Source organism: Citricoccus sp. I39-566, assembly GCF_031432995.1.
Classification (GTDB): Bacteria; Actinomycetota; Actinomycetes; order Actinomycetales; family Micrococcaceae; genus Citricoccus; species Citricoccus nitrophenolicus_A.
The window spans coordinates 135,633-155,235 of sequence record NZ_CP133842.1 but is presented as its reverse complement, the minus strand read 5'-3'; the positions used below and the strand labels follow the sequence as shown (position 1 = coordinate 155,235).

General features: G+C 72.5%; 19 protein-coding genes and 1 riboswitch. Of the genes, 8 read left to right on the top strand and 11 right to left on the bottom strand.

All coding sequences use genetic code 11. The features are described from left to right. The first annotated feature begins 56 nt into the window (after positions 1–56). Both RE421_RS00740 and RE421_RS00735 read left to right on the top strand, forming a co-directional pair. Positions 57–848, top strand: coding sequence for an IclR family transcriptional regulator (locus RE421_RS00740; protein ID WP_309812717.1), 792 nt, complete (start codon positions 57–59; stop codon positions 846–848). Further along, positions 841–2,082, top strand: coding sequence for an MFS transporter (locus RE421_RS00735; protein ID WP_309812715.1), 1,242 nt, complete (start codon positions 841–843; stop codon positions 2,080–2,082). The genes RE421_RS00740 and RE421_RS00735 overlap by 8 nt, the downstream gene beginning before the upstream one ends. Before the next feature lie 25 nt (positions 2,083–2,107). Here RE421_RS00735 and RE421_RS00730 read toward each other — a convergent pair whose 3' ends face one another. Further along, positions 2,108–3,319, bottom strand: a complete 1,212-nt coding sequence (locus tag RE421_RS00730) for an MFS transporter (RefSeq protein WP_309812714.1) — start codon at positions 3,317–3,319, stop codon at positions 2,108–2,110. A 105-nt stretch (positions 3,320–3,424) separates the two neighbouring features. Here RE421_RS00730 and RE421_RS00725 point away from each other — a divergent pair, with 105 nt between their 5' ends. Further along, positions 3,425–4,729 carry an MFS transporter gene (locus RE421_RS00725; RefSeq protein WP_309812712.1) on the top strand — a complete coding sequence of 435 codons (1,305 nt, stop codon included), beginning with the start codon at positions 3,425–3,427 and terminating at the stop codon, positions 4,727–4,729. Positions 4,730–4,778: 49 nt separating this feature from the next. On the opposite strand, the gene RE421_RS00720 is transcribed toward RE421_RS00725, so the two are convergent. The 7 genes from RE421_RS00720 to hisD all read right to left on the bottom strand — a co-directional run bounded on the left by RE421_RS00720 (position 4,779) and on the right by hisD (position 10,465). After that, on the bottom strand, positions 4,779–5,090 hold the full coding sequence (locus tag RE421_RS00720; RefSeq protein WP_309812710.1) for a hypothetical protein: 312 nt from the start codon (positions 5,088–5,090) through the stop codon (positions 4,779–4,781). A gap of 70 nt (positions 5,091–5,160) precedes the next feature. Further along, positions 5,161–6,342 (bottom strand): Ig-like domain-containing protein, encoded by a 1,182-nt coding sequence (locus RE421_RS00715; protein ID WP_309812708.1) that lies wholly within the window; start codon positions 6,340–6,342, stop codon positions 5,161–5,163. A 136-nt stretch (positions 6,343–6,478) separates the two neighbouring features. Next, entirely contained in the window at positions 6,479–7,480 is a 1,002-nt protein-coding gene (locus RE421_RS00710; protein ID WP_309812707.1) for an aldo/keto reductase family protein, read from the bottom strand. Positions 7,481–7,574: 94 nt separating this feature from the next. Then, the gene (locus RE421_RS00705; RefSeq protein ID WP_309812705.1) at positions 7,575–7,778 is read right to left on the bottom strand and encodes a cold-shock protein; all 204 of its coding nucleotides are present in this window, start codon (positions 7,776–7,778) and stop codon (positions 7,575–7,577) included. A 118-nt stretch (positions 7,779–7,896) separates the two neighbouring features. Continuing rightward, positions 7,897–8,292, bottom strand: a complete 396-nt coding sequence (locus RE421_RS00700; protein WP_309812703.1) for an RNA-binding S4 domain-containing protein — start codon at positions 8,290–8,292, stop codon at positions 7,897–7,899. Positions 8,293–8,315: 23 nt separating this feature from the next. After that, positions 8,316–8,861, bottom strand: a complete 546-nt coding sequence (locus RE421_RS00695; protein ID WP_309812699.1) for a flavin reductase family protein — start codon at positions 8,859–8,861, stop codon at positions 8,316–8,318. 75 nt (positions 8,862–8,936) lie between these two features. Beyond that, positions 8,937–9,056, bottom strand: a riboswitch (SAM riboswitch). A 101-nt stretch (positions 9,057–9,157) separates the two neighbouring features. Then, positions 9,158–10,465, bottom strand: coding sequence for a histidinol dehydrogenase (hisD, locus tag RE421_RS00690; RefSeq protein WP_309817006.1), 1,308 nt, complete (start codon positions 10,463–10,465; stop codon positions 9,158–9,160). Positions 10,466–10,570: 105 nt separating this feature from the next. Between hisD and RE421_RS00685 the strand changes: the two genes are divergently transcribed. Then, positions 10,571–12,220 carry a mechanosensitive ion channel domain-containing protein gene (locus tag RE421_RS00685; RefSeq protein ID WP_309812697.1) on the top strand — a complete coding sequence of 550 codons (1,650 nt, stop codon included), beginning with the start codon at positions 10,571–10,573 and terminating at the stop codon, positions 12,218–12,220. Positions 12,221–12,241: 21 nt separating this feature from the next. Here the strand turns inward: RE421_RS00685 and RE421_RS00680 are convergent, their stop codons facing one another. From RE421_RS00680 to RE421_RS00670, 3 genes are all read right to left on the bottom strand, one after another. Continuing rightward, positions 12,242–12,766, bottom strand: a complete 525-nt coding sequence (locus RE421_RS00680) for a universal stress protein (protein ID WP_309812695.1) — start codon at positions 12,764–12,766, stop codon at positions 12,242–12,244. A 41-nt stretch (positions 12,767–12,807) separates the two neighbouring features. Then, on the bottom strand, positions 12,808–13,656 hold the full coding sequence (locus RE421_RS00675) for an SDR family NAD(P)-dependent oxidoreductase (RefSeq protein ID WP_309812693.1): 849 nt from the start codon (positions 13,654–13,656) through the stop codon (positions 12,808–12,810). A 158-nt stretch (positions 13,657–13,814) separates the two neighbouring features. Further along, entirely contained in the window at positions 13,815–14,654 is an 840-nt protein-coding gene (locus tag RE421_RS00670) for an MBL fold metallo-hydrolase (protein WP_309812691.1), read from the bottom strand. 11 nt (positions 14,655–14,665) lie between these two features. Between RE421_RS00670 and RE421_RS00665 the strand changes: the two genes are divergently transcribed. The 4 genes from RE421_RS00665 to RE421_RS00650 all read left to right on the top strand — a co-directional run bounded on the left by RE421_RS00665 (position 14,666) and on the right by RE421_RS00650 (position 19,537). Next, positions 14,666–15,784 (top strand): glutathione S-transferase C-terminal domain-containing protein, encoded by a 1,119-nt coding sequence (locus RE421_RS00665; RefSeq protein ID WP_309812689.1) that lies wholly within the window; start codon positions 14,666–14,668, stop codon positions 15,782–15,784. Positions 15,785–15,892: 108 nt separating this feature from the next. Further along, entirely contained in the window at positions 15,893–16,936 is a 1,044-nt protein-coding gene (locus tag RE421_RS00660; RefSeq protein WP_309812687.1) for an NAD(P)-dependent alcohol dehydrogenase, read from the top strand. A 91-nt stretch (positions 16,937–17,027) separates the two neighbouring features. Beyond that, the gene (locus RE421_RS00655) at positions 17,028–17,804 is read left to right on the top strand and encodes a 5-oxoprolinase subunit PxpA (protein WP_309812684.1); all 777 of its coding nucleotides are present in this window, start codon (positions 17,028–17,030) and stop codon (positions 17,802–17,804) included. Further along, on the top strand, positions 17,801–19,537 hold the full coding sequence (locus RE421_RS00650; RefSeq protein ID WP_309812682.1) for an urea amidolyase family protein: 1,737 nt from the start codon (positions 17,801–17,803) through the stop codon (positions 19,535–19,537). Before RE421_RS00655 ends, RE421_RS00650 begins: the two co-directional genes overlap by 4 nt. Positions 19,538–19,603: the final 66 nt, after the last annotated feature.

Sequence of the window (19,603 nt, the reverse complement as noted above, 5' to 3'; positions counted from 1 at the left end):
AGTTTTCCATGCTGTTCTGTCAGTAAGAACAGGAGCGAGGAGAGCGAGGAACGGTGATGTCGGAGATTCGGTCCGTGGTCCACGCCCTGACGGTCGTGGACCAGGTCATGGCCACGGGCGGCGTCCGGGTGCGGGAGGTGGCCGAGGACCTGGGCATCGCCCCGTCCAGTGCGCACCGCCTGCTGAGCACCCTCGCCTCGCGGGAGTACGTGGTCCAGGACCCGCACAGCCGCATCTACCGCCCGGGGGTCAAGCTCCTCGGCCTGACCGGGGGGACGGTGGGCACCCGCGAGATCCGCCACGCGGCCCATCGGCCCATGGAGGCGCTGGCGGCCGCCACGGGGGAGTCGGTGTCCCTGTCCGTCCTGATCCGCTCGGAGGTGGAGTTCGTGGACGGCATCGAATCCGGTCACATCCTCCGGGCCTCGCCGCGGATCGGAGCCAGGTTGCCGGCCTACAGCACGGCGGGCGGGCGGGTGCTGCTGGCCGACCTGGCCCCGGAGGACGTCTCCGGCATGTTCGGCGGCGGGCTGAAGAAGCTGACGGACCGCACCGTGGACACGGTGCCGGAGCTCACCGGGATGCTGGCTAGAATCCGACAGGCCGGTTACGCGGTCTCCCGGGGCGAGAGCACGGAGGGGATCTCCGCCGTAGCGGTGGCCATCCGCCCGGCCGGAGGCCGGGCGGCCGCCGGGCTGGCCGTCGTCGCCCCCACTGAACGGCTGCCGGACACCGGGCTGTCGGTCATCATCGACCACCTGCTACGGGCCGCCGGGGATACCGCGGCGGCCCTGCCACACACGGCCGGGCGGAGCGCCGGGCCGGGGAGCGAGGAGCGGATTGACTGAGGGAACACGGGCGCAGGGGCCGGGCGCCCCGCGCGCCGGCACGGCGCTGCTGACCGTCCTGCTCATCGCCATGGGCGTGGGGCCGCTGCTGAACTACGGGCTCTCGGCCACCTCCGACCTGCTCATCCGCGAGCTCGGGGTCTCCGCCGGCCAGTTCGGACTGCTCGTCACGGTGCTGTTCGTCAGCGCCGCCGTCTCCTCCATGGTGATCGGCCGCCTGGCGGACGTGCTCAGCATCCGTGCCCAACTCATCTTCAACTACGGCGGCACCGTGCTGGCCCTGCTGGTATCCGCCATCGGCCCGGCGTACTGGACCCTCGTGGTGGCCTGCGTCATCGTGGGCCCGGCCCAGGTCATCGCGAACCCCACCACCAATCGCGTCATCTACTCCGCCGTTCCCGCCGCCAAGCGGTCCGGGTGGATCGGCGTCAAGCAGTCAGGGGTCCAGGCCAGCCAGCTGGTGGCCGGACTCCTGTTCCCTGCCGCCGCGCTGTGGGCCGGTTGGTCGGGCGCCGCGGCTGCGGCCGCCGTCGGGGTCCTGGCCCTGCTGTGGTGGTCGCTGCGCCATATCCCGCCCGAGGACCCGACCGACTGGCGCGCGGTCCGCAGGGTTCTGGCGGACCGGTTCCGGCGCCGCGGGGTCTCCACGGCGTCCCTGCCCCTGCAGGTCTGGCTGTTCGCCGCCGTCGCCTTCTTCTCCGGCATGGGCACCCAGGCCACGAACGTCTACCTGCCGCTGTTCGCCGTGCGGGACCACGGGTACAGCCTGCTGGTCGGAGGGCTGGCGGCCGGACTCTCCGGCGTGGTGGGCGTGGCCAGCCGCATCTACTGGGGGCGGGCCCTCGGGGCGGGCCGGAGGCCGGGCACCCTGCTGCTGCTGATCTCCACCGGCGCGCTGGTGGGGATGGCCTGCATGGCCGCCTCCGCGGTCTGGACCCAGCCAGCGTTGTTCTGGGCCGGCGTGGTGCTGCACGGTCTGACGGTGCTCGGCACCAACGTGGTGGTCAACGCCGGGACCATGCAGGCCGTGGACGCCACCCGCATCGGCGCGGCCAGCGGGACCACCACCATGGGCATGTACGCCGGATTCGCCGTCGGCCCCGTCGGGATGGGTGCAGTGGTGGAGCTGACCGGCGGCTTCGTCCTCGGTTGGATCCTGGTCGGGGCGGCCTATGCCGTGCTGTTCGGGCTCGCCCTGGTCATGGTCCGCACCGGACGGCGACCGGCCGGCTGAGCGTGCTCCGGACCCCGGCGCGCTGCTACTGGCCGCCGCGGCCCGCGCCGTGCTGGGCGCGGCGGCCGTGGGCGAACCAGTACACCACCATGGTGACCAGCACGAAGCCGGAGAGCCCCAGGTACATACCCGAGAAGTCCGTGACCGGCAGCACGGCGCCCAGCAGGACGGGGCCCAGGCCGGTGCCGAGATCCAGGAACAGGAAGAAGGTGGAGGTGGCCACGCCGATCTGGAACGGGGGGACCACGGTGGCCGCCACGGACTGCAGGCCCGTCAGGGTGGAGCCGAAGCCGAGGGCACACAGGCCCGCTGAGAGCAGGACCCCGGCGGTGGTGGGCCAGAGGGCGAGCACGGCCAGCCCGGCCACGAAGAGCCCCATCAGCGGAAGCACCACGGCGTTGGGCCCGTACCGGTCCTGGGCCGGCCCCACGATGAACCGGGACGGCACCAGTACGGCGGCGTAGACCACGAAGAACAGGCTGGCCACGGTGGGACTGATGTCCTGTTCCTGGGCGTAGCCGTTGAGGAAGGCCAGCACGCCGGAGTAGGCCAGCCCCGCCAGGAGCATGACCAGGGCCACGGGCAGCACCGGCACGGAGATCAGCCCGCTCAGGGCGAACCGGGGACGGGCGCCGCTGCCGCGTTGGGGGGCCGGGAGGCGCAGGAGGAGGCCGGCCGACAGGCCAAGGACCGCGAAGCCGGTGCACACGATGAACAGCGAGTCGAAGCCGAAGCGGTCGGTCAGCTGGAAGGCCAGCATCGGGCCGATGGCGGCGCCGATGTTCATGGAGGTGCCGAACCAGCCGGTGCCTTCGCTGCGGCGGTGGGGAGGGATCATGCCCTGGACCGCGGCGGCCAGCACCGTGGCGGCCGCACCGAAGCCCACGCCGTGGACGAACCGGACCGCGATGAGCAGCCCGAGGCTGTCCGCCACCAGGTACAGGGCCGAGGCGGCCAGGAACAGGGCCAGGGCGAAGACCAGGACCTTCTGGCGTCCGATGGACTCCATGGCCTGGCCGGTGAACAGCCGGGCCACCACGGCGCCCAGCACGAATGCGCTGACGGCCAGCCCGGACATCACCTCCGAGGCCTGGAACTCGTCCACCGCGTAGAGCGCCATGGCCGTGACCAGCAGGTAGAAGACCAGGGACAGGAAGAGGTTCGTCAGGAAGGTCAGGATGAAGTTCCGGCTCCACAGCCGGGTGGGCGGCGGCGGTGTGCTGGCTGCGGAGGACACGGAGGGAGGACCGGCTTTCTGGGTGGGGAGGGGCAGGCGCCCCCGTGATTCTAGTCCTCAGCCGCGCGGCGGGCCGGGGGACGGCCGCGGGCTACGCTGGTGGTCATGGCGAAACGCGGCGAACTGACCTGGCTCTGGATCATGATCGCCGCCGCAGTCCTCACGCAGACGGCCCTGAACCTGCTGCGCCCGGTCACGAGCTACAAGCTGTTGGTCCTGGGTGCCGGGGAGACCTGGGTGGGGCTGGCCACCGCGGCCTATGCCATCCTGCCGCTGCTCTTCGCGATGTCCCTGGGCCGGCTCAGCGGACGCCTCCCCACCCTGCGCGGCATGATCGCGATCGGCGGGGCGGTCATGGGCCTGGGCGGCCTCGGCCTCGCCTTCGGCGGCAGCATCGCCGTCATCATGGTCTCCTCCGCCGTGCTGGGCATGGGACACCTCGTCTTCACCATCGCCGGCCAGACCGTCATCGGGCGCCGGGCCTCGCCGGCCACCATGGACGCCGCGTTCGGCTGGTTCACCGCCGCCTTCTCCATCGGCCAGATGGCCGGCCCGCTGATCTCCGGGTTCATCCTGGGCAACGCGACCCTGGGCGAGGCCAGCCACAGCGCCGCCTTCGCCGGCCGCATCGACGCCGCCCTGTGGCTCGGCGCGGGCTGCTCCCTGCTGGCCGTGCCCGTGATGTACCTGATGAGGGCCGACGGCGGCCGGCGGCACCGCGCCCACCCGACGGCGGCCAGCGCGGACCCGGAGGACCGGGCCGGAGCGCCGGGCGAGACGGACGCGGCCGGCGCCGGGCCGGCGTCGAGCCCCGATGTGGGGGCGGAGAAGCCGACCATGGCGCGGATCTGGCGCGTGCCGGGGATCCCCTCGCACATGCTGGCCTCGCTGGCCCTGCTGGCGATGCTGGACATCCTGACGGCCTTCATGCCGCTCGTGGGCGAGTCCGCCGGGGTGGCGCCGGTCTGGGTCGGCGTGCTGCTGGCGGTCCGCGGCGGGGCGTCGTTCGTCTCCCGCATCGTGCTGCCGTGGATGTCCCGGCGGTGGTCCCGGCACGGGCTGGTCCTGGTGTCCCTGCTGGCCTCCGCCGTCGCGCTGGGCTTCGTGCCGCCGGTGCTGCAGGCGTGGGGCGCCTCCTGGCTCGCCCTGGCGCTCATGGCGGTGGGCGGGTTCGCCCTCGGGATCGGGCAGCCGCTGACGATGTCCCTCGTCTCCCAGGCCGTGCCGAGCACCTGGCGGGGGCCGGCCCTGGCGTTCCGCCTGGTCGGCAACCGCGTGGGGCAAGTGGTGATGCCCGTGGTGGCGGGGCTGGTGGCGGCCCCCCTCGGCCCGGCCGGCGGCATCTGGTGTGCCTGCCTGATCCTGGCGGCCTCCGGCACCGAACGGCTGGTGGCCGGGCGGCGGAGCTAGCCGGACCTAGCGTGAGCTGGCCGGACCGAGGGCGCGGGGACGGTGCGGCTCAGCGCTGGTCGTCGCCGTCGCCGCCGTCATCCTCGTCCTCGAGGCCGTCCCACTCCGAATCCTCGTCCAGGACGTCCTCGCCGTCGGCCGGCCCGGATGTGCCCTCCCCGTCGTCCGGGACGCCGCTGCCGTCCTGATCCCCGTCCAGCAGGAAGGTGTCCCGCCGCAGCGGGTCCATGGCGTCCAGGGACTCCGGGTCATCGGAGGAGCCGTGGTCGGTGGTGCCGTCGCGGCCGTCCGCGGGCTGCTCCAGATCGTTCTCCGGCTCTTCGATGAATTGCTCTTCCAGTTCGTCTTCGTAACGGCTCAACGCGAACCTCCTCGGTCTCGGGCGGCCCCTGGGCGGGGGTCCGTCTCAGCGGCCGCGTGGTCCGGCCAGCCTAACGCCGGCGACCCTCCCGGGGTAGGGCGGCCGCGGCGAGGCCGATGAGCACGACCATCAGGACGCCGACGCCGGCGAACAACCAGATCGAGGACCCGGTGACGGCGGCGGCGCGGTCACCGGCGGCCTCGGGGGTGCCGGCCGGGTCCTGCGGGCTGGGGCCGTCCTGGGCGCCGTCCTCTCCGCTGCCGTCCTCCGGGAAGGTGCCACCGCCGGGGCGGGAGGCCATCCCGGCGGAGATGCCGTCGAGGAGCGTCCGGGCGTCCTCCACCGCCTGCATCGAGCAGGAGACGGTGGTGTCACGGCTCAGGTCCCGCAGCCGCTGCGTGGTGGTGGCGAAGGGGGTCGGGATGCCGTCGGAGGAGTCCGTTCCGCCCTCTGGGGACTGGCCGCTGCCGTCTCCGCCATCCTGTCCGCCGCCGGGGCCGGAGGTCCCGGGCGTTCCGGGTGCCGTTCCGGGGGTGTCGCTGCCGGAGGGAGCCGTGGTGGGGGAGGAGGTGTCCGGGGCGCCGCCGGACGGCGCCGGGCTCGGCTCCGCCGTGGGGGCGGGCCCGGAGCTGGGCCCCTGGCTGGGGGCCGGAGTGCTGCTGGTCGGCGACGGGTCCGGCGTCGTGGGCTCCTGCGGAGGCGTGGGGCTGGGACTGCCGGTGGGGCTGGGGCTGGGACTGGTGGGGGTCGGGGTGGGCGTGGGGTCCGGCTGCGGCTCCACGCGGATGGACATGTCGCAGACGGCCAGGCCGCCCCGGCCGTCGTCCGCGGTGACCGCGATGAAGTCCTGGCCCGAGTATTCCGGCGGTGCCGTGTAGGTCAGGGTGTGGCCCTCGAGGGTGGCCTCGGCCCCCGCGGAGGACGCCGTGGCCGTCAGGCTGACCGGGTCGCCGTCGGGATCGATGACCTGGAAGCCGAACGACTCCGGGACTCCGGCCTGGACGATGATCCCGGGGCACTGGAGGAACTCGGGCGGGGCATTGCCGCTCGGGGTCGGCGAGGGCGAGGGGGCCACGGGCTGGCTGGGCGAGGCGGATCCACTGGGACTGGGTTGGGTGTCCGCCGCAGACGGTCCGGCGAGGCCGGTCACCAGCAGCGTCGCCGCGGAGGCGGCCGCGAGGGATCGGGCCAGGCGCGGGAGGGCACGGCGAGGTGAGGCCAGGTCAGCAGTGCGTCCTGCCGTGGTGGTCATGCTCAGCCCCCCGCCTGATGGCGCTTGACCCCGTGTTGCCCGCCCCGTCCGGCGGAACGGGCAACACCGGCTGGTTGTAATCATACCGTGATCTAGCGGGAAGTCCAGATCACGGTGGGATCACAATCCGGGCTACTCAGGCCACGCGCCCCTCCGGGACCGAGACCAAGGCCGGGTCGTCCGTGACGACGTGCCCGATCGCCGCGTCGATGGCGCCCAGGGTGGCGTCATCCAGCGTGAGGTCCAGGGCCTTCACGTTCTCGGCGACCTGCTCCGGCCGGGAGGCGCCCACGAGGGCACCGGCGACGTTGGGGTTCGCCAGGACCCAGGCGATGGCGAGCTGGCCCATGGTGGCGCTGAGCCCCTCGGCGATCGGACGCAGCTTCTGCACCGCGGTGAGCACCTCGTCCGTCATCTTGCTGCTCATGGTGCGGGCGCCGCTCTCGTCCGCACCGCGGGAGCCCTCCGGCGGCTGCTGTCCGGGCAGGTACTTGCCGGTGAGGATGCCGCCGGCCATGGGGGACCAGACGATCTGGGAGAGTCCGAGGTCCTCGCAGGCCGGGATGACCTCGGACTCGATGACCCGCCACAGCATCGAGTACTGCGGCTGGCTCGAGATGAGCTGGAAGCCCAGCTGCGCGGCCATGGCGTGGGCCTCGCGGATCTTGTCCGCCGGCCACTCGGAGACCCCGATGTACAGGGCCTTGCCCGCGCGGACGATGTCCGCGAACGCCTGCATGGTCTCCTCCAGCGGCGTCTCCACGTCGAAGCGGTGGGCCTGGTAGAGGTCGACGTAGTCCATCTGGAGCCGCTGCAGGGAGCCGTTGACGGACTCCATGATGTGCTTGCGGGAGAGTCCGGTGTCATTGTGGCCCTTGGGCCCGGTGGGCCAGTAGACCTTGGTGAAGACCTCGAGTGACTCGCGGCGCTGGCCCTTCAGCGCCTCACCGAGGACCGTCTCGGCCTGGGTGTTGGCGTAGGCGTCCGCCGTGTCGAAGCTCGTGATGCCCTGGTCGAGGGCCTCCTGCACGCAGGCGTACGCCGTCTCGTTCTCGACTTGGGAGCCGTGGGTGAGCCAGTTGCCGTAGATGATCTCTGAGATCTTGAGTCCGCTGTTGCCGAGGTATCGGAATTTCATGGATACACCCTAGTCGGAAACGGGAGGACAGCGGATCGGCCGCCCTCCGGGGGAGGACGGCCGATCCGTGGCCTGAGGTGTCAGGCGAACCCGATCAGAGGGCGCGGACTGCGGCGGCCTGCATGCCCTTGGGGCCCTGCTGGGCCTCGAACTCGACCTTCTGGCCTTCCTGCAGCTCGCGGAAGCCGCCACCCTCGATCGCGGAGAAGTGAACGAAGAGGTCAGCGGAGTGGTCATCCGGGGAGATGAAGCCGTAGCCCTTCTCCGCGTTGAACCACTTGACGATACCGGTAGCCATGTCGGCCTCTTTCTTTCGCGGACTGAGTTCTACTGCGCCTTCTACGCCAGATGCTACGGGAGTCCCCGCGGAAGAACAGGCCCGGAATGTCCCACCGGGGGCACCGTTCTCCAGCAATTCACCCGGGGTCGGGTTCGGTGCGTTGCCGCAGGCGGTCCAGCTGCCGGCGGTCCCTCTTGGTGGGGCGTCCCGCGCCCCGGTCCCGGCGCGGCACGGCCAGCAGCTCACGGGGCACGGGGGCAGGGGAGTGGTCGGTGTAGTGGCGGACGGCCTCCGGGGCGCCGACCCGCTTGGACAGCAGGCCGGTCACCTCCAGGATGCGTTCCCGTCCGGGCTGGCGGAGGCGGATGGTGTCCCCGGGCCGGACGGGCTGGGAGGCCTTCGCCGGCTGCCCGTTCAGCCGGACATGCCCCGCCCGGCAGGCGGTGGTGGCCGCCGAACGGGTCTTGTACATGCGCACGCCCCAGAGCCAGGCATCCACGCGGACCGGGGAGGCAGGGGTGGACTGGGGCATGCGATCCAGCGTACCGCCGGTGGTTACTGGTTGCCCTCGGCGGTGCGCAGGTTGCGGAACGCGGAGCGGTGGAACACGATCGGCTCGTGCTCGGAGGAGTGGTCATGCACGCCGTGGACCTCGAGCAGGACCATGGTGTGGTCCCCGGCCGGCAGCTCGGAGTAGATGGTGGTGTCCAGCCACAGGGCGGCGCCGTCCAGGAAGAGGGCGCCCTCCTGCGTGGAACGGATGTCCAGGCCCGCGAAGCGGTCGCCCTCCTTGGAGGCCAGCTGGCGGCAGACCGTGGTGTGCTCCGAGCCCAGGATGGAGATCCCGATCCGCTCCGCCTGCTTCAGCCGGGGCCAGGTGCGGGAGGTGTTCTGCACGGCGAAGGAGACCAGCGCCGGCTCGAGGGAGACCCCCACGGTGAACGAGGAGGCCACGAGCCCCTCCTTGACGCCGTTGGCCACGCCGGCCAGGGCTGCCACGCCGGAGGGGAAGTGCGAGAAGGCGGAGCGCAGGGTCTCCGTGGACAGGTGGTGGTCGAGGTCGGCGGGCGACTGCAGGTCGTGGGTAGCCAGAGCGGTCATGTTCGGTCCTTCCGGTCGAAGGCGAATCTGCCCGGTGGCACCCCGCGGAGAACTCTCCGAGCGGCACCAGCAGAAACGCGGTACTTGCCTGCCGGGACCTCCGGAAGGCCGAATCATCACCTGGAGCACCCCACTACTGCGTGAAGAGGGTTGCCGTCCCGCAAGCCAGGGCTGTAACAGCGGGAACTCGTGATTCTGGATCCAGAGTAACGAGGGGCCGCCGGGTCGGTCAAAGGGATTCTCGCCACTGTGAACCCCCGTGACCTGCCGGCCGGTCAGTGGACGCGCCGGGCCGGTCAGCGGAAGCGCAGGGAGACGGCCTCGCCATGGGCCGGCAGGCCCTCCGCCGTGGCCAGGGCGGCGATGTTGGCGTCCAGTTCCTTCAGCCCGGTCTCCGTGTACCGGATCAGTTGCTGCAGCCGCAGGAAGCTCACCGTGTTCAGTCCGGAGGAGTAGCGGGCGGATCCGCCGGTGGGCAGCACGTGGTTGGAGCCGGAGGAGTAGTCCCCCAGCGGGACGGGGGAGTGCGGGCCCACGAACACCGCGCCGGCGTTCGTCACCCGGCGCGCGGTGCCCAGCGCGTCCACCGTGTGGACCTCGAGGTGTTCGGCGGCGTAGGCGTCGGCCACGGCCAGCGCCTCGTCCAGGGTCCCCACGAGCAGGATCCCGGACTGCGGGCCGCCCAGGGCCTGACGGATCTGTTCCTCGTGGAAGGACCCGGGCACCTGCCGCTCCACCTCGGCCAGCACATCCCGGGCCAGCTCGGGGGAGGTGGTGATCAGCACGGAGCCGGCCATCGGATCGTGCTCGGCCTGGCTGATGAGATCAGCGGCCACCCAGCGGGCGTCGGCCGTGCCGTCGGCCAGCACCGCGATCTCGGTGGGCCCGGCCTCGGCGTCGATCCCGATCGTGCCGAGCAGGGCGCGCTTGGCGGCGGCCACGAAGATGTTGCCCGGCCCCGTGACCATGTCCACGGGGGCACATACCGGCGCGCCGGCGTCGTCCGCCACGCCGTAGGCGAACAGGGCCACCGCCTGGGCGCCGCCTGCGGCGTAGACCTCGTCCACGCCCAGCAGGGCGCAGGCCGCCAGGATCACCGGGTGCGGCAGGCCGCCGAAGTCCTTCTGCGGCGGCGAGGCCACGGCCAGGGAGGGCACGCCCGCAGCCTGCGCCGGGACCACGTTCATCACCACGGAGGAGGGGTAGACCGCGCGGCCGCCGGGCACGTACAGGCCGACCCGGTTCACCGGGACCCAGCGGTTCTCCACCACGGCGCCCTCGGCCAGCTCCACCTCGGACCCGGGCGGGAACTGGGCAGCGTGGACCGTGCGGGCGCGGGCGATGGACTCCTCGAGGGAGGCCCGGACCGCCGGGTCGAGGGACTCAAGGGCCTCCGCGAGCCGCTCGGCCGGCACCCGCAGCGAGGGCGGCCGGACGCCGTCGAACTGCTCGCCCAATTCCAGCACCGCAGTGGCGCCCTCGGTGCGGACCCGTTCGAGGATCGGCAGCACCCGCGGCACGGCGGCGGCCACGTCCACCTCGGCCCGGGGCAGCACGGTGGCCGGGTCGTAGTCGCGGCCGCGCAGGTCTGTGGTGGCAAGCAGGGCAGGCATGGGCGGGGCTCCTGGGATGGTCCGGGGTTCGGCTGGTTCAGCGTCCATTCTCCACCCGTTCAGGATCGGCCCAGCCCGAGATGACAGACTGGGTGGATGCTCCGTCTGTATCCCCTCGCCGAGTTGCCCGCCGTCCTGACCGCCGCGGGGGGTGCAGGCTCGGCTGAGCCCGCCTCCACGCCCGGCACGGATTCGGAGGGCGTCCCGGACAGCGTCCGGGAGGGGGCCGAGGGGGCGGTGGACTCGCTCGGTCCGTTCTGGGGCATCCTGTCCACGGTGGCGATCTCGGTGGCCATCGCGGTCGCCGTGGTGGTGGCCGCCTGGCTGCTGATGAACACCGTGCTGCGCCGCAAGCCCGGGATGCGCGGCCAGATCGCGCGGTGCCGCGTCCCGGTGCTCACCGCGGCCGTGCTGCTGGCGGCCCGCATCGCCCTGGGCCTCACCGCCGCCGAGTATCCCTGGTTCAACGGGGTGAACTTCCTGCTGATGGCCGGCATCGTCGGCTCGCTGGCCTGGCTGGCGCTGCGGGTGGTCCAGATCGTCGAGGAGCGATTGCTCGGCAAGTTCGCCTCCGAGGGGGTGGACGACCGCCGCGACCGCAAGATCCGCACCCAGACCATCCTGTTGCGCCGGGTGATCCAGGCCGCGATCATCGTGATCGCCGTGTCCGTCATCCTGCTGACCATCCCCCAGGTCCGCGCGGTGGGGGCCGGCCTGCTGGCCTCGGCCGGCGTGATCTCCGTGGTGGCCGGCCTCGCGGTGCAGTCCACCCTGACCAACGTCTTCGCCGGGATCCAGCTGGCCTTCACGGACGCGATCCGGGTGGGTGACGTGGTGATCGCGGACGAGGTCTACGGGACCATCGAGGACATCACCCTGTCCTACGTGGTGGTGAAGATCTGGGACGGCCGCCGGGTGATCTACCCCTCGAGCCACTTCACCACGACCCCCTTCGAGAACTGGACGCGCACCGGCTCGGCCCTGTCCGGCACCGTGGAGATCGACGTGGACTGGCGCGCCCCGGTGAACGCCGCCCGCGACCGCCTCAAGGCGCTGCTCGAATCCACTGAGCTCTGGGACGGCAAGGACAGCTCCATCCAGGTCAGCGAGGCTCTGAACGGCACCATGAAGCTCTGGGTGGCGGTCTCCGCCCGCAATGCCGGGGACCTGTGGGACCTGCGGTGCCTGGTGCGCGAGGACCTCGTCACGTTCCTGCGCAGCGAGCACCCCGAGGCCCTCTACGCCCAGCGGTTCGCGGAGGCCCCGGCCCTCGCGCCAGTCGGCGCCCTTTCCGGGGACACCGAGGGCACCGGGAACGCTGCGGGTTCGGATGGCACGCCGGACGCCGCGCCCGGGATGGAGCACGACGCCGGCCCGGCCGGTTCCGCGTCCGGCTCGCGTCCCGCGGCTGGTGACTTCACCGGCCAGCAGCCCCGGACGCCCACGAGCCCGCTGCCGCGGATCGACGCCGGCCTGGGGCAGCAGTCGGCGGACACCGGGTCCACGGCGGCGGTCACGGGCTCCACCCCGTTGACCAGGTCCAGCGAGGACTCCTCCGTGTTCACCGGCTCCATCAGCGCGGTGGAGCGCAACCGCGAGTTTGCCGGGCCGGGCGAGGCGGCCTTCGCCGAGCGCAAGGAGAAGGCCGCCCAGGCCGACACGGCGGAGGACGACGAGGACACCCCGCGGCGCAAGGGCCCGGACGAAGGCCCCGACGGCGGCCCCGGCGGATCCGACTCCCTCTGACCCGGCCCGGCGGCGCAGGGCCTACGGGCGGTCGGCGGGCCCGGCCTCGGGTGGGGTGTCCACGGCGGCGCCGGGGCCGCTGAGGGCGGCGGGCTCGGCGGCGGCGGTGCGGTCCTCCGGCGGGGCGTGGTCGATCACGCCGGAGGGCTGGGCCGGGTTGTCCTTGACGCACAGCACGGGCTGGTCGAGTTCCTTGAGCAGGCCGTCGGAGACGGAACCCATGACGAAGCGGCCGAAGGTGCCGCGGCGCTTCATCCCGATGACCACCACGGAGGGCTGGACCTCGTCCGCCACGTCCTTCATCTCGTCCACCGTGGACCGGCCGCGGGCGTACTGGCGGAACTCGGCGGCGATCCCGGAGGCATCGAGGACGGCCTGCAGGTCGTGCTGCTGCTCCTCCGTGACCATGTAGTCGTGCCGGTGCTCGCCGCCGGGGCCGGCGTTGACCACCAGCAGCGGCTCATGGGTCACCCGCGCGATGCGGATGGCCTCATCCAGCGCCGCCTTGGCTTCCCTGCTGGCCGTGTAGCCGACGAGAATGGTCATGGCCGAGGTCCTCCCGGTGGTCGTGCTGGTCTACGCTGCCCTCAGGCGCCCTTGCCGCGCTTCGGCTCGATCCGGCTGAACCGCTCCAGCACGGCATCCGGGCTGAACCGAGCGGCCGTCATGAGCGAACGGTATCGGCGTGAGGGGATGCACACACCCCGGCCCTCGGCGGCGGCGGTCAGCCCCTCGCGGACCACGTCCTCGGCGTCCATCCACGCCCACCTGGGCTTCTTGGAGGTGTCGATCCCGGCGCGGGTGTGGAACTCCGTGCGCACGGGGCCGGGGCACAGGGCGGTGACGGTGACGCCCTCCGGCTTGTACCGGGTGTTGGCCCAGCGGCTGAAGCTGACGGACCAGGCCTTCGCGGCGCCGTAGCTGCCCTCCGGCAGGAGCCCGGCCACGGAGGAGACGTTGATGATGCGCCCGCCGCCGCGGGCCAGGAAGGACTGGATGGCGGCGTGGGAGAGCAGCATGGGCGCCTCGGTGAGCAGCCGCAGCATGGCCAGCTCGTCCTCGACCTCACTCTCGTGGAACTCGGTGGCCAGCCCGGAGCCGGCGTTGTTGACCAGCATGGTGATCGGCTGCTCCGGCGCGCGCAGTCGCGCGGCCACCACCTGGACGCCCTCGGTGGTGGAGAGGTCCGCCGTGAGGGTCTCCACGGTGATGCCGTACTGGGCCTCGAGCCCCTGGGCCTTGGCCACCAGCTGGTGCGGGTTCCGGGACGTGATGACGAGGTGGTGTCCCTGGCCCGCGAGCTGCCGGGCGAACTCCGCCCCGAGCCCTGCGGTGGCCCCGGTGATCAGGATCGTCTGACCGGAGCGTCGGGACGAGGGCAGGACCGGGATCTGCCCGTCCTGGAGGAGTGCGCGTTCATCGAGTTGTTCTGCCACGTGGTCCGCCTTGCTGCATGACTGCCGTTCGACTGCCGATAGTGCTGAGGGGGAGGTGGTGGACCCTCCAGCATCCATGGTATGGGCGCGGGCCCGGGACACGCGGCACCCCGGCGGCGCGGGAGGTCACAGTCTGGACACTCTCGGTTCAGCCCTGGTCAGCCCTTGTCGGCCAGGTACGCCAGCTGGGCGCCCAGGGACATCAGGACGGCGGGCCGCAGCCGCTCCTCGATCTCCGGGTAGACCGTGCCGGCGAGCCGCTGGGCCAGCTCCGCCTCGGAGGCGGCCTCGCGCTCTGCCGGGTCCAGCCCCGCCAGCGCCGCGCGGACCTGCTCCAGCCGCTGGTGCCGGTGCTCGCGGTACATCGCCCCCACCTGGGCGATCGAGGGCAGCACGGGCCCGTGGGCGGGCAGCACCGTGGCGTCGCCCAGGGAGATCAGCGTCTCGAGGGAGACCAGGTAGTCCGCCAGGGTCCCGTCCGGATGATCGATCACGGTCGTCCCCCGGCCCAGCACCGTGTCCCCCGTCAGGACGGACCCGGCCGCGCCGTCGTCGGGCAGGGCGAAGGAGAAGGAATCCGAGGTGTGCCCCGGGGTGTGCCAGGCGGTGAGCACGACGCCGGCCGCCGGGATGCGCTCGCCGGGCACCAGGGGTGCCCCTGACCGGCACCAGTCCGGGGAGCCGCCGCGCACCGGTGCTCCGGTACGGGAGGCGAAGAGGTCCACGGCGCCGGTGTGGTCGCCGTGGCGGTGCGTCACGAGGATCAGCTCGATGCGGCGGCCGCCGGTGGCCGCGAGGACGTTCTCGAGGTGCTGCTCCGCTCCCTCGGCCGGGCCGGGATCCACCACCACCACGGACTCGGCGCCCGGGTCCCCCACGAGGTACGTGTTGGTGCCCTCCAGGGTCATGCCGGAGGGATTGTCCGCCAGCACGGAGGAGGTCAGATGGGAATCGGCGCGGGCCGCGGACGGGGACGACGAGGGATCGGTGGAGGCCATAGGCTCAGTGTATGGAGCACAGTGAGAACAGTCAGTCCCGTCAAGGTAGCTACGTCACGGCCGGGCAGGAGTTCTCCCGGGACACCAACTACATCCAGGACCGCATCGTCGCCGACCCGGCGGCCGCGCTCGCTGCACCGCGGGTGGCCGGGGACAAGATCGGCCGGGCCCGGGGCGGGCTGACCGAGGACGCCGAGGCCTGGCCGGTGGAACCCGGCCGCTACCGCCTCGTGGCGGCGCGGGCCTGCCCCTGGGCCAACCGCACCATCATCGTCCGTCGCCTGCTGGGCCTGGAGGACGTCATCTCCCTCGGCACCCCGGGGCCCACCCATGACGAGCGGTCCTGGACCTTCGACCTGGACGCCGGCGGCAGGGACCCCGTGCTGGGCACCGAACGGCTGCAGGAGAACTACTTCAGGCGCTTCCCGGACTACCCGCGCGGGATCACCGTGCCCGCCCTGGTGGACATCCCCACCGGGGCCGTGGTGACCAATGACTACCCGCAGATCACCCTGGACTTCTCCACGCAGTGGCGGCGGTACCACCGCGAGGGGGCCCCGGACCTGCTGCCGACCCAGAAGCTCCCGGAGATGCGCGAGGTGGTCACCCGCGTCTTCACCGAGGTCAACAACGGCGTGTACCGCTGCGGCTTCGCCGGCTCCCAGGAGGCCTATGACTCCGCGTACGAGCGGCTGTGGACGGCCCTGGACTGGCTCGAGGAGCGGCTGACCGGTCAGCGGTACCTGATGGGGGACACCATCACCGAGGCTGACGTGCGGCTGTTCACCACGCTGGTGCGCTTCGACCCGGTCTACCACGGGCACTTCAAGTGCAACCGCAACAAGCTGGACGAGATGCCGGCCCTGTGGGGCTACGCCCGGGACCTGTTCCAGACCCCCGGCTTCGGGGACACCGTGGACTTCGAGCAGATCAAGAGCCACTATTACGAGGTCCACCGGGACATCAATCCCACCGGGATCGTGCCGCGCGGCCCGGAGCTCTCCGGCTGGCTCACCGACCATGGCCGCGAGGCCCTCGGCGGCTCCCCGTTCGGCACCGGAACCGCCCCCGGACCGGTGCGCGAGGACGAGCAGGTGACCCCCGGCCACAACCCGCTCTACCCCGCCTGACCCCGCGCACAGAGTGACCCCACCCTCACCAGTGGGACGTGGTCTTGTCACTTGGCGCCCGAGCCTGAACCGCCCTTCATCCGATAACCCCCTTCAAGGAGACCCGTCATGCGCGCAGTCGTGTTCGAGAACTACCAGACCTTCCCCGAGCTCAAGGACGTCGAGAAGCCGGTCCCCGGCCCCGGAGAGGTCCTGCTCAAGGTGGCCGGCGCCGGTGCCTGCCACTCCGACGTCGCGATCTTCCAGGACTTCACAGAGGGCGCGCCCGGTGCGCAGAAGCCACCCTTCATCCTCGGCCACGAGAACTCGGGCTGGATCGAGGAGCTCGGCCCCGGGGTGGAGGGCCTGAACGTCGGCGACGCCTACCTGGTCTACGGGCCGATCGGCTGCCAGCACTGCCGCGCCTGCTCGCGCGGCCAGGACACCTACTGCGAGAACGCCGCGACCATGCCGTACATGGGTGTGGGGTTGGGGCGCGACGGCGGCATGGCCGAGTACGTGCGCGTGCCGGCCCGCAACCTGGTCCCCCTGGGCGACGCCGATCCGGTGGCTGCGGCATCCCTGGCCGACGCCGGGCTGACCCCGTACCACGCGATCAAGCTGGCCCTGCCGCACCTGAACGGCGGCGGCAGGTACGCCCTGGTCATCGGCCTGGGCGGGCTGGGCCTGCTCGGCGTGCAGATCCTGAAGGCCCTCACCGGTGCCACCGTGATCGCCACGGACATGAAGCCGGAGGCGATGGCCGAGGCCGAGCGGCTCGGCGCCGTCACCGTGCCAGGTGGCGAGGGGCAGGTCGAGCGGATCCGCGAGATCACCGGCGGTCGGGGCGTGGACGCGGCCTTCGACTTCGTCGGGGTGGCGCCCACCGTGAAGACGGCCATGGACTCCACGGCCCGCCAGGGCCGCTGCACCATCGTGGGGATCGCCGGCGGGTCCTACGACTGGTCCTTCTTCACCGCCCCCTATGAGGTGGAACTGACCAGCACCTACTGGGGCACCATCGAGGAGCTGTACGAGGTGGTCGACCTGTACCGGGCCGGCCAGCTGGAGCCGATGTACACCACCTACCCCATGGACCGCGCCCTCGAGGCCTACCAGGCCCTGGTGGATGGGAAGATCTCCGGCCGGGCCGTCGTCGTGCCCCACGCCTGACGGCGCCGCGCACCACGGAGGCGGATTGTTGAACAATCTGCTCCCGTGGTGCATGCTGGGGTGACCATGACTGAGACGGAGGTCACCTCGAGTGAACGCAGTACGGGCCACGGCCCAGATCGACCTGAACAGTGACGTCGGCGAGTCCTTCGGCTCGTACACGATGGGCGACGACGCCGCGATCTTCCGCTCGGTCTCCTCGGCCAACGTCGCCTGCGGGTTCCACGGCGGGGACCCCTCGATCATCGCCCAGACCTGCCGGGACGCCGTGGCCGCCGGCATCACGGTGGGCGCCCACGTGGCCTACCGCGACCTGGCCGGCTTCGGCCGCCGGTTCCTGGACTGCTCACCCACCGAGCTGGCGGATGACGTGCTCTACCAGATCGGCGCCCTCGAGGCGATGGCCCGCACCTCCGGAACCGCCGTCCGCTACGTCAAGCCGCACGGCGCCCTCTACAACACGATCGTCCACCACACCGGACATGCCCGAGCCGTGGTGGAGGCCGTCAAGGCATACAGCCCGGAGCTGCCCCTGCTCCTGCTGCCCGGTTCCGTGGCCGCGGAGATCGCCGAGGCGGAGGGGATGCGCGTGGTGACCGAGGCGTTCGCCGACCGCGGCTACACCCCTGAGGGCACCCTGGTCTCCCGCCGCGAGGCCGGGGCCGTACTGCAGGACGAACGCGAGGTGGCCGAGCGCATGGTGCGGCTGGCCACGGAGGGGGTCCTGACCGCCGTGGACGGCACGGACATCCGGGTGGAGGCCGCCAGCATCTGCGTCCACAGCGACACGCCGGGGGCGGTGGCCATGGCCGCCGCCGTCCGCGCCGGGCTGGAGGACGCCGGCGTGCGGATCGGCGCATTCGTATGAGCGGCGGCAGCCCGGCCGGCGGCCGGCGGATCCGCTGGTCCGGCCCGCGGGCGTTCCTGGTGGAATGCGCCTCACTGGCCGAGGTGGTCGCCCTGCACGCCCGGCTCTCGGCGGAGCCGCTGACCGGGCAGCTGGAGACCCTGGCCGCTGCGGAGACGGTGGCGCTGTCCTTCACGCATCGCGCGGCCGCCGTGGCCGGGGCGGACGCGGTCCGGCACTGGGAGGTGTCCTCGGGCGACCTCCCGGAGGGGCGCCTCGTGGAGATCGAGGTCGTCTACGACGGCGAGGACCTCACCGACGTCGGGGCCGCGACCGGACTGAGCCCGGAGGCCCTCGTCCGCTGGCACACGGAGACCACCTGGGTCGGCGCCTTCGGCGGGTTCGCCCCGGGCTTCACCTATGCGGCCCCCGCGGATCCCGGCGCCGAACCGCTGGACATCCGGCGCCGGGACAGCCCGCGCACCTCGGTCCCGGCCGGGTCCGTGGCCATCGCCGGACGCTTCTCCGCCGTCTATCCCCGCACCTCGCCGGGCGGCTGGCAGCTGATCGGCCGCACCGACGCCCCCATGTGGGACCTGGACCGCCCCTCGCCCGCGCTCGTGGCCCCCGGGGACCGCGTCCGCTACCGTGCGGTCCGCGAGGCGGCCACGGTCCGGGACACCGTGGGAGACGTTAGGGACCAGGGCGCGACGGCGACCGGCACCGGGCCCGCCCTGATGGTGGAGGCCAGCGGTCTGCAGTCGCTCCTCCAGGACCTGGGCCGGACCGGGCATGGCGACCTCGGCGTCCCCGCTGCGGGGGCCGCGGATGCGGACTCGGCCCGGCAGGCCAACCGGATCGTCGGCAATGATCCGGACGCGGCCGTCGTCGAGACCCTGCTCGGCGGGCTGGCGCTGCGCGCCCGCGGGCACCACGTGCTCGCGCTCGCCGGGGCGGAGGGCCCCGCCCGGATCACTGCCGCTGAGCCCGCCGCGGCCTCCACCCTTGCGTCCGCCACCGGACCCGGCGGCGCGCCGACCGACCGCCCCGCGCCGGCCCGCACCCCCTTCGCCCTCTACGACGGCGAGGCCCTGACGATCGGTGAGCCGGAGGCGGGGCTGCGGACCTACGTGGCCGTGCGCGGCGGACTGGACGCCACCCCGGTGCTCGGCAGCCGCTCCACGGACACCCTGTCCGGACTGGGGCCCGCGGCACTGTCCGCGGGCACCGAGGTGTCGGTGCGCGGGGGAGCCGGCGGGGCCGCCGTCGGGAGCCCCGAACCGCCGCTGCGTCGGTTGCCGCGTGCCGGCAGTGCCACCGTGCTGCGCGTGACGCCCGGGCCCCGGGAGGACTGGTTCGGCGCCGCCGGGCTGGAGCGGCTGACCGGCCAGGACTGGCAGGTCGGCCATCAGTCCAATCGCCTCGGCGTCCGGCTCGAGGTGTCCGATGACTCCGCCGGTGCCCCGCTGGAGCGGATCCGCGAGGGCGAACTGGCCAGCGAGGGGGCCGTGGCCGGGGCGCTGCAGGTTCCGCCGTCCGGGCTTCCCGTGCTGTTCCTGGCGGACCACCCGGTCACCGGTGGCTATCCCGTGATCGGGGTCGTGGTGCCGCAGGACCTCATCCTGGCGGCACAGCTGCCACCCGGCGCCGCGGTCCGCTTCGAGATCGTCGATCCAGACGCCCCTGACGCCGACATCCCTGAAAAACCGCACGCACCTGACGCCACCGGCGATCGCCGGACCCGAGAGGACTGACCCGATGAGCGAGCACCCGAACGAGCACCCCTCCAGCCCCGCAGCAGCCCACGCCGGTCACCCGGC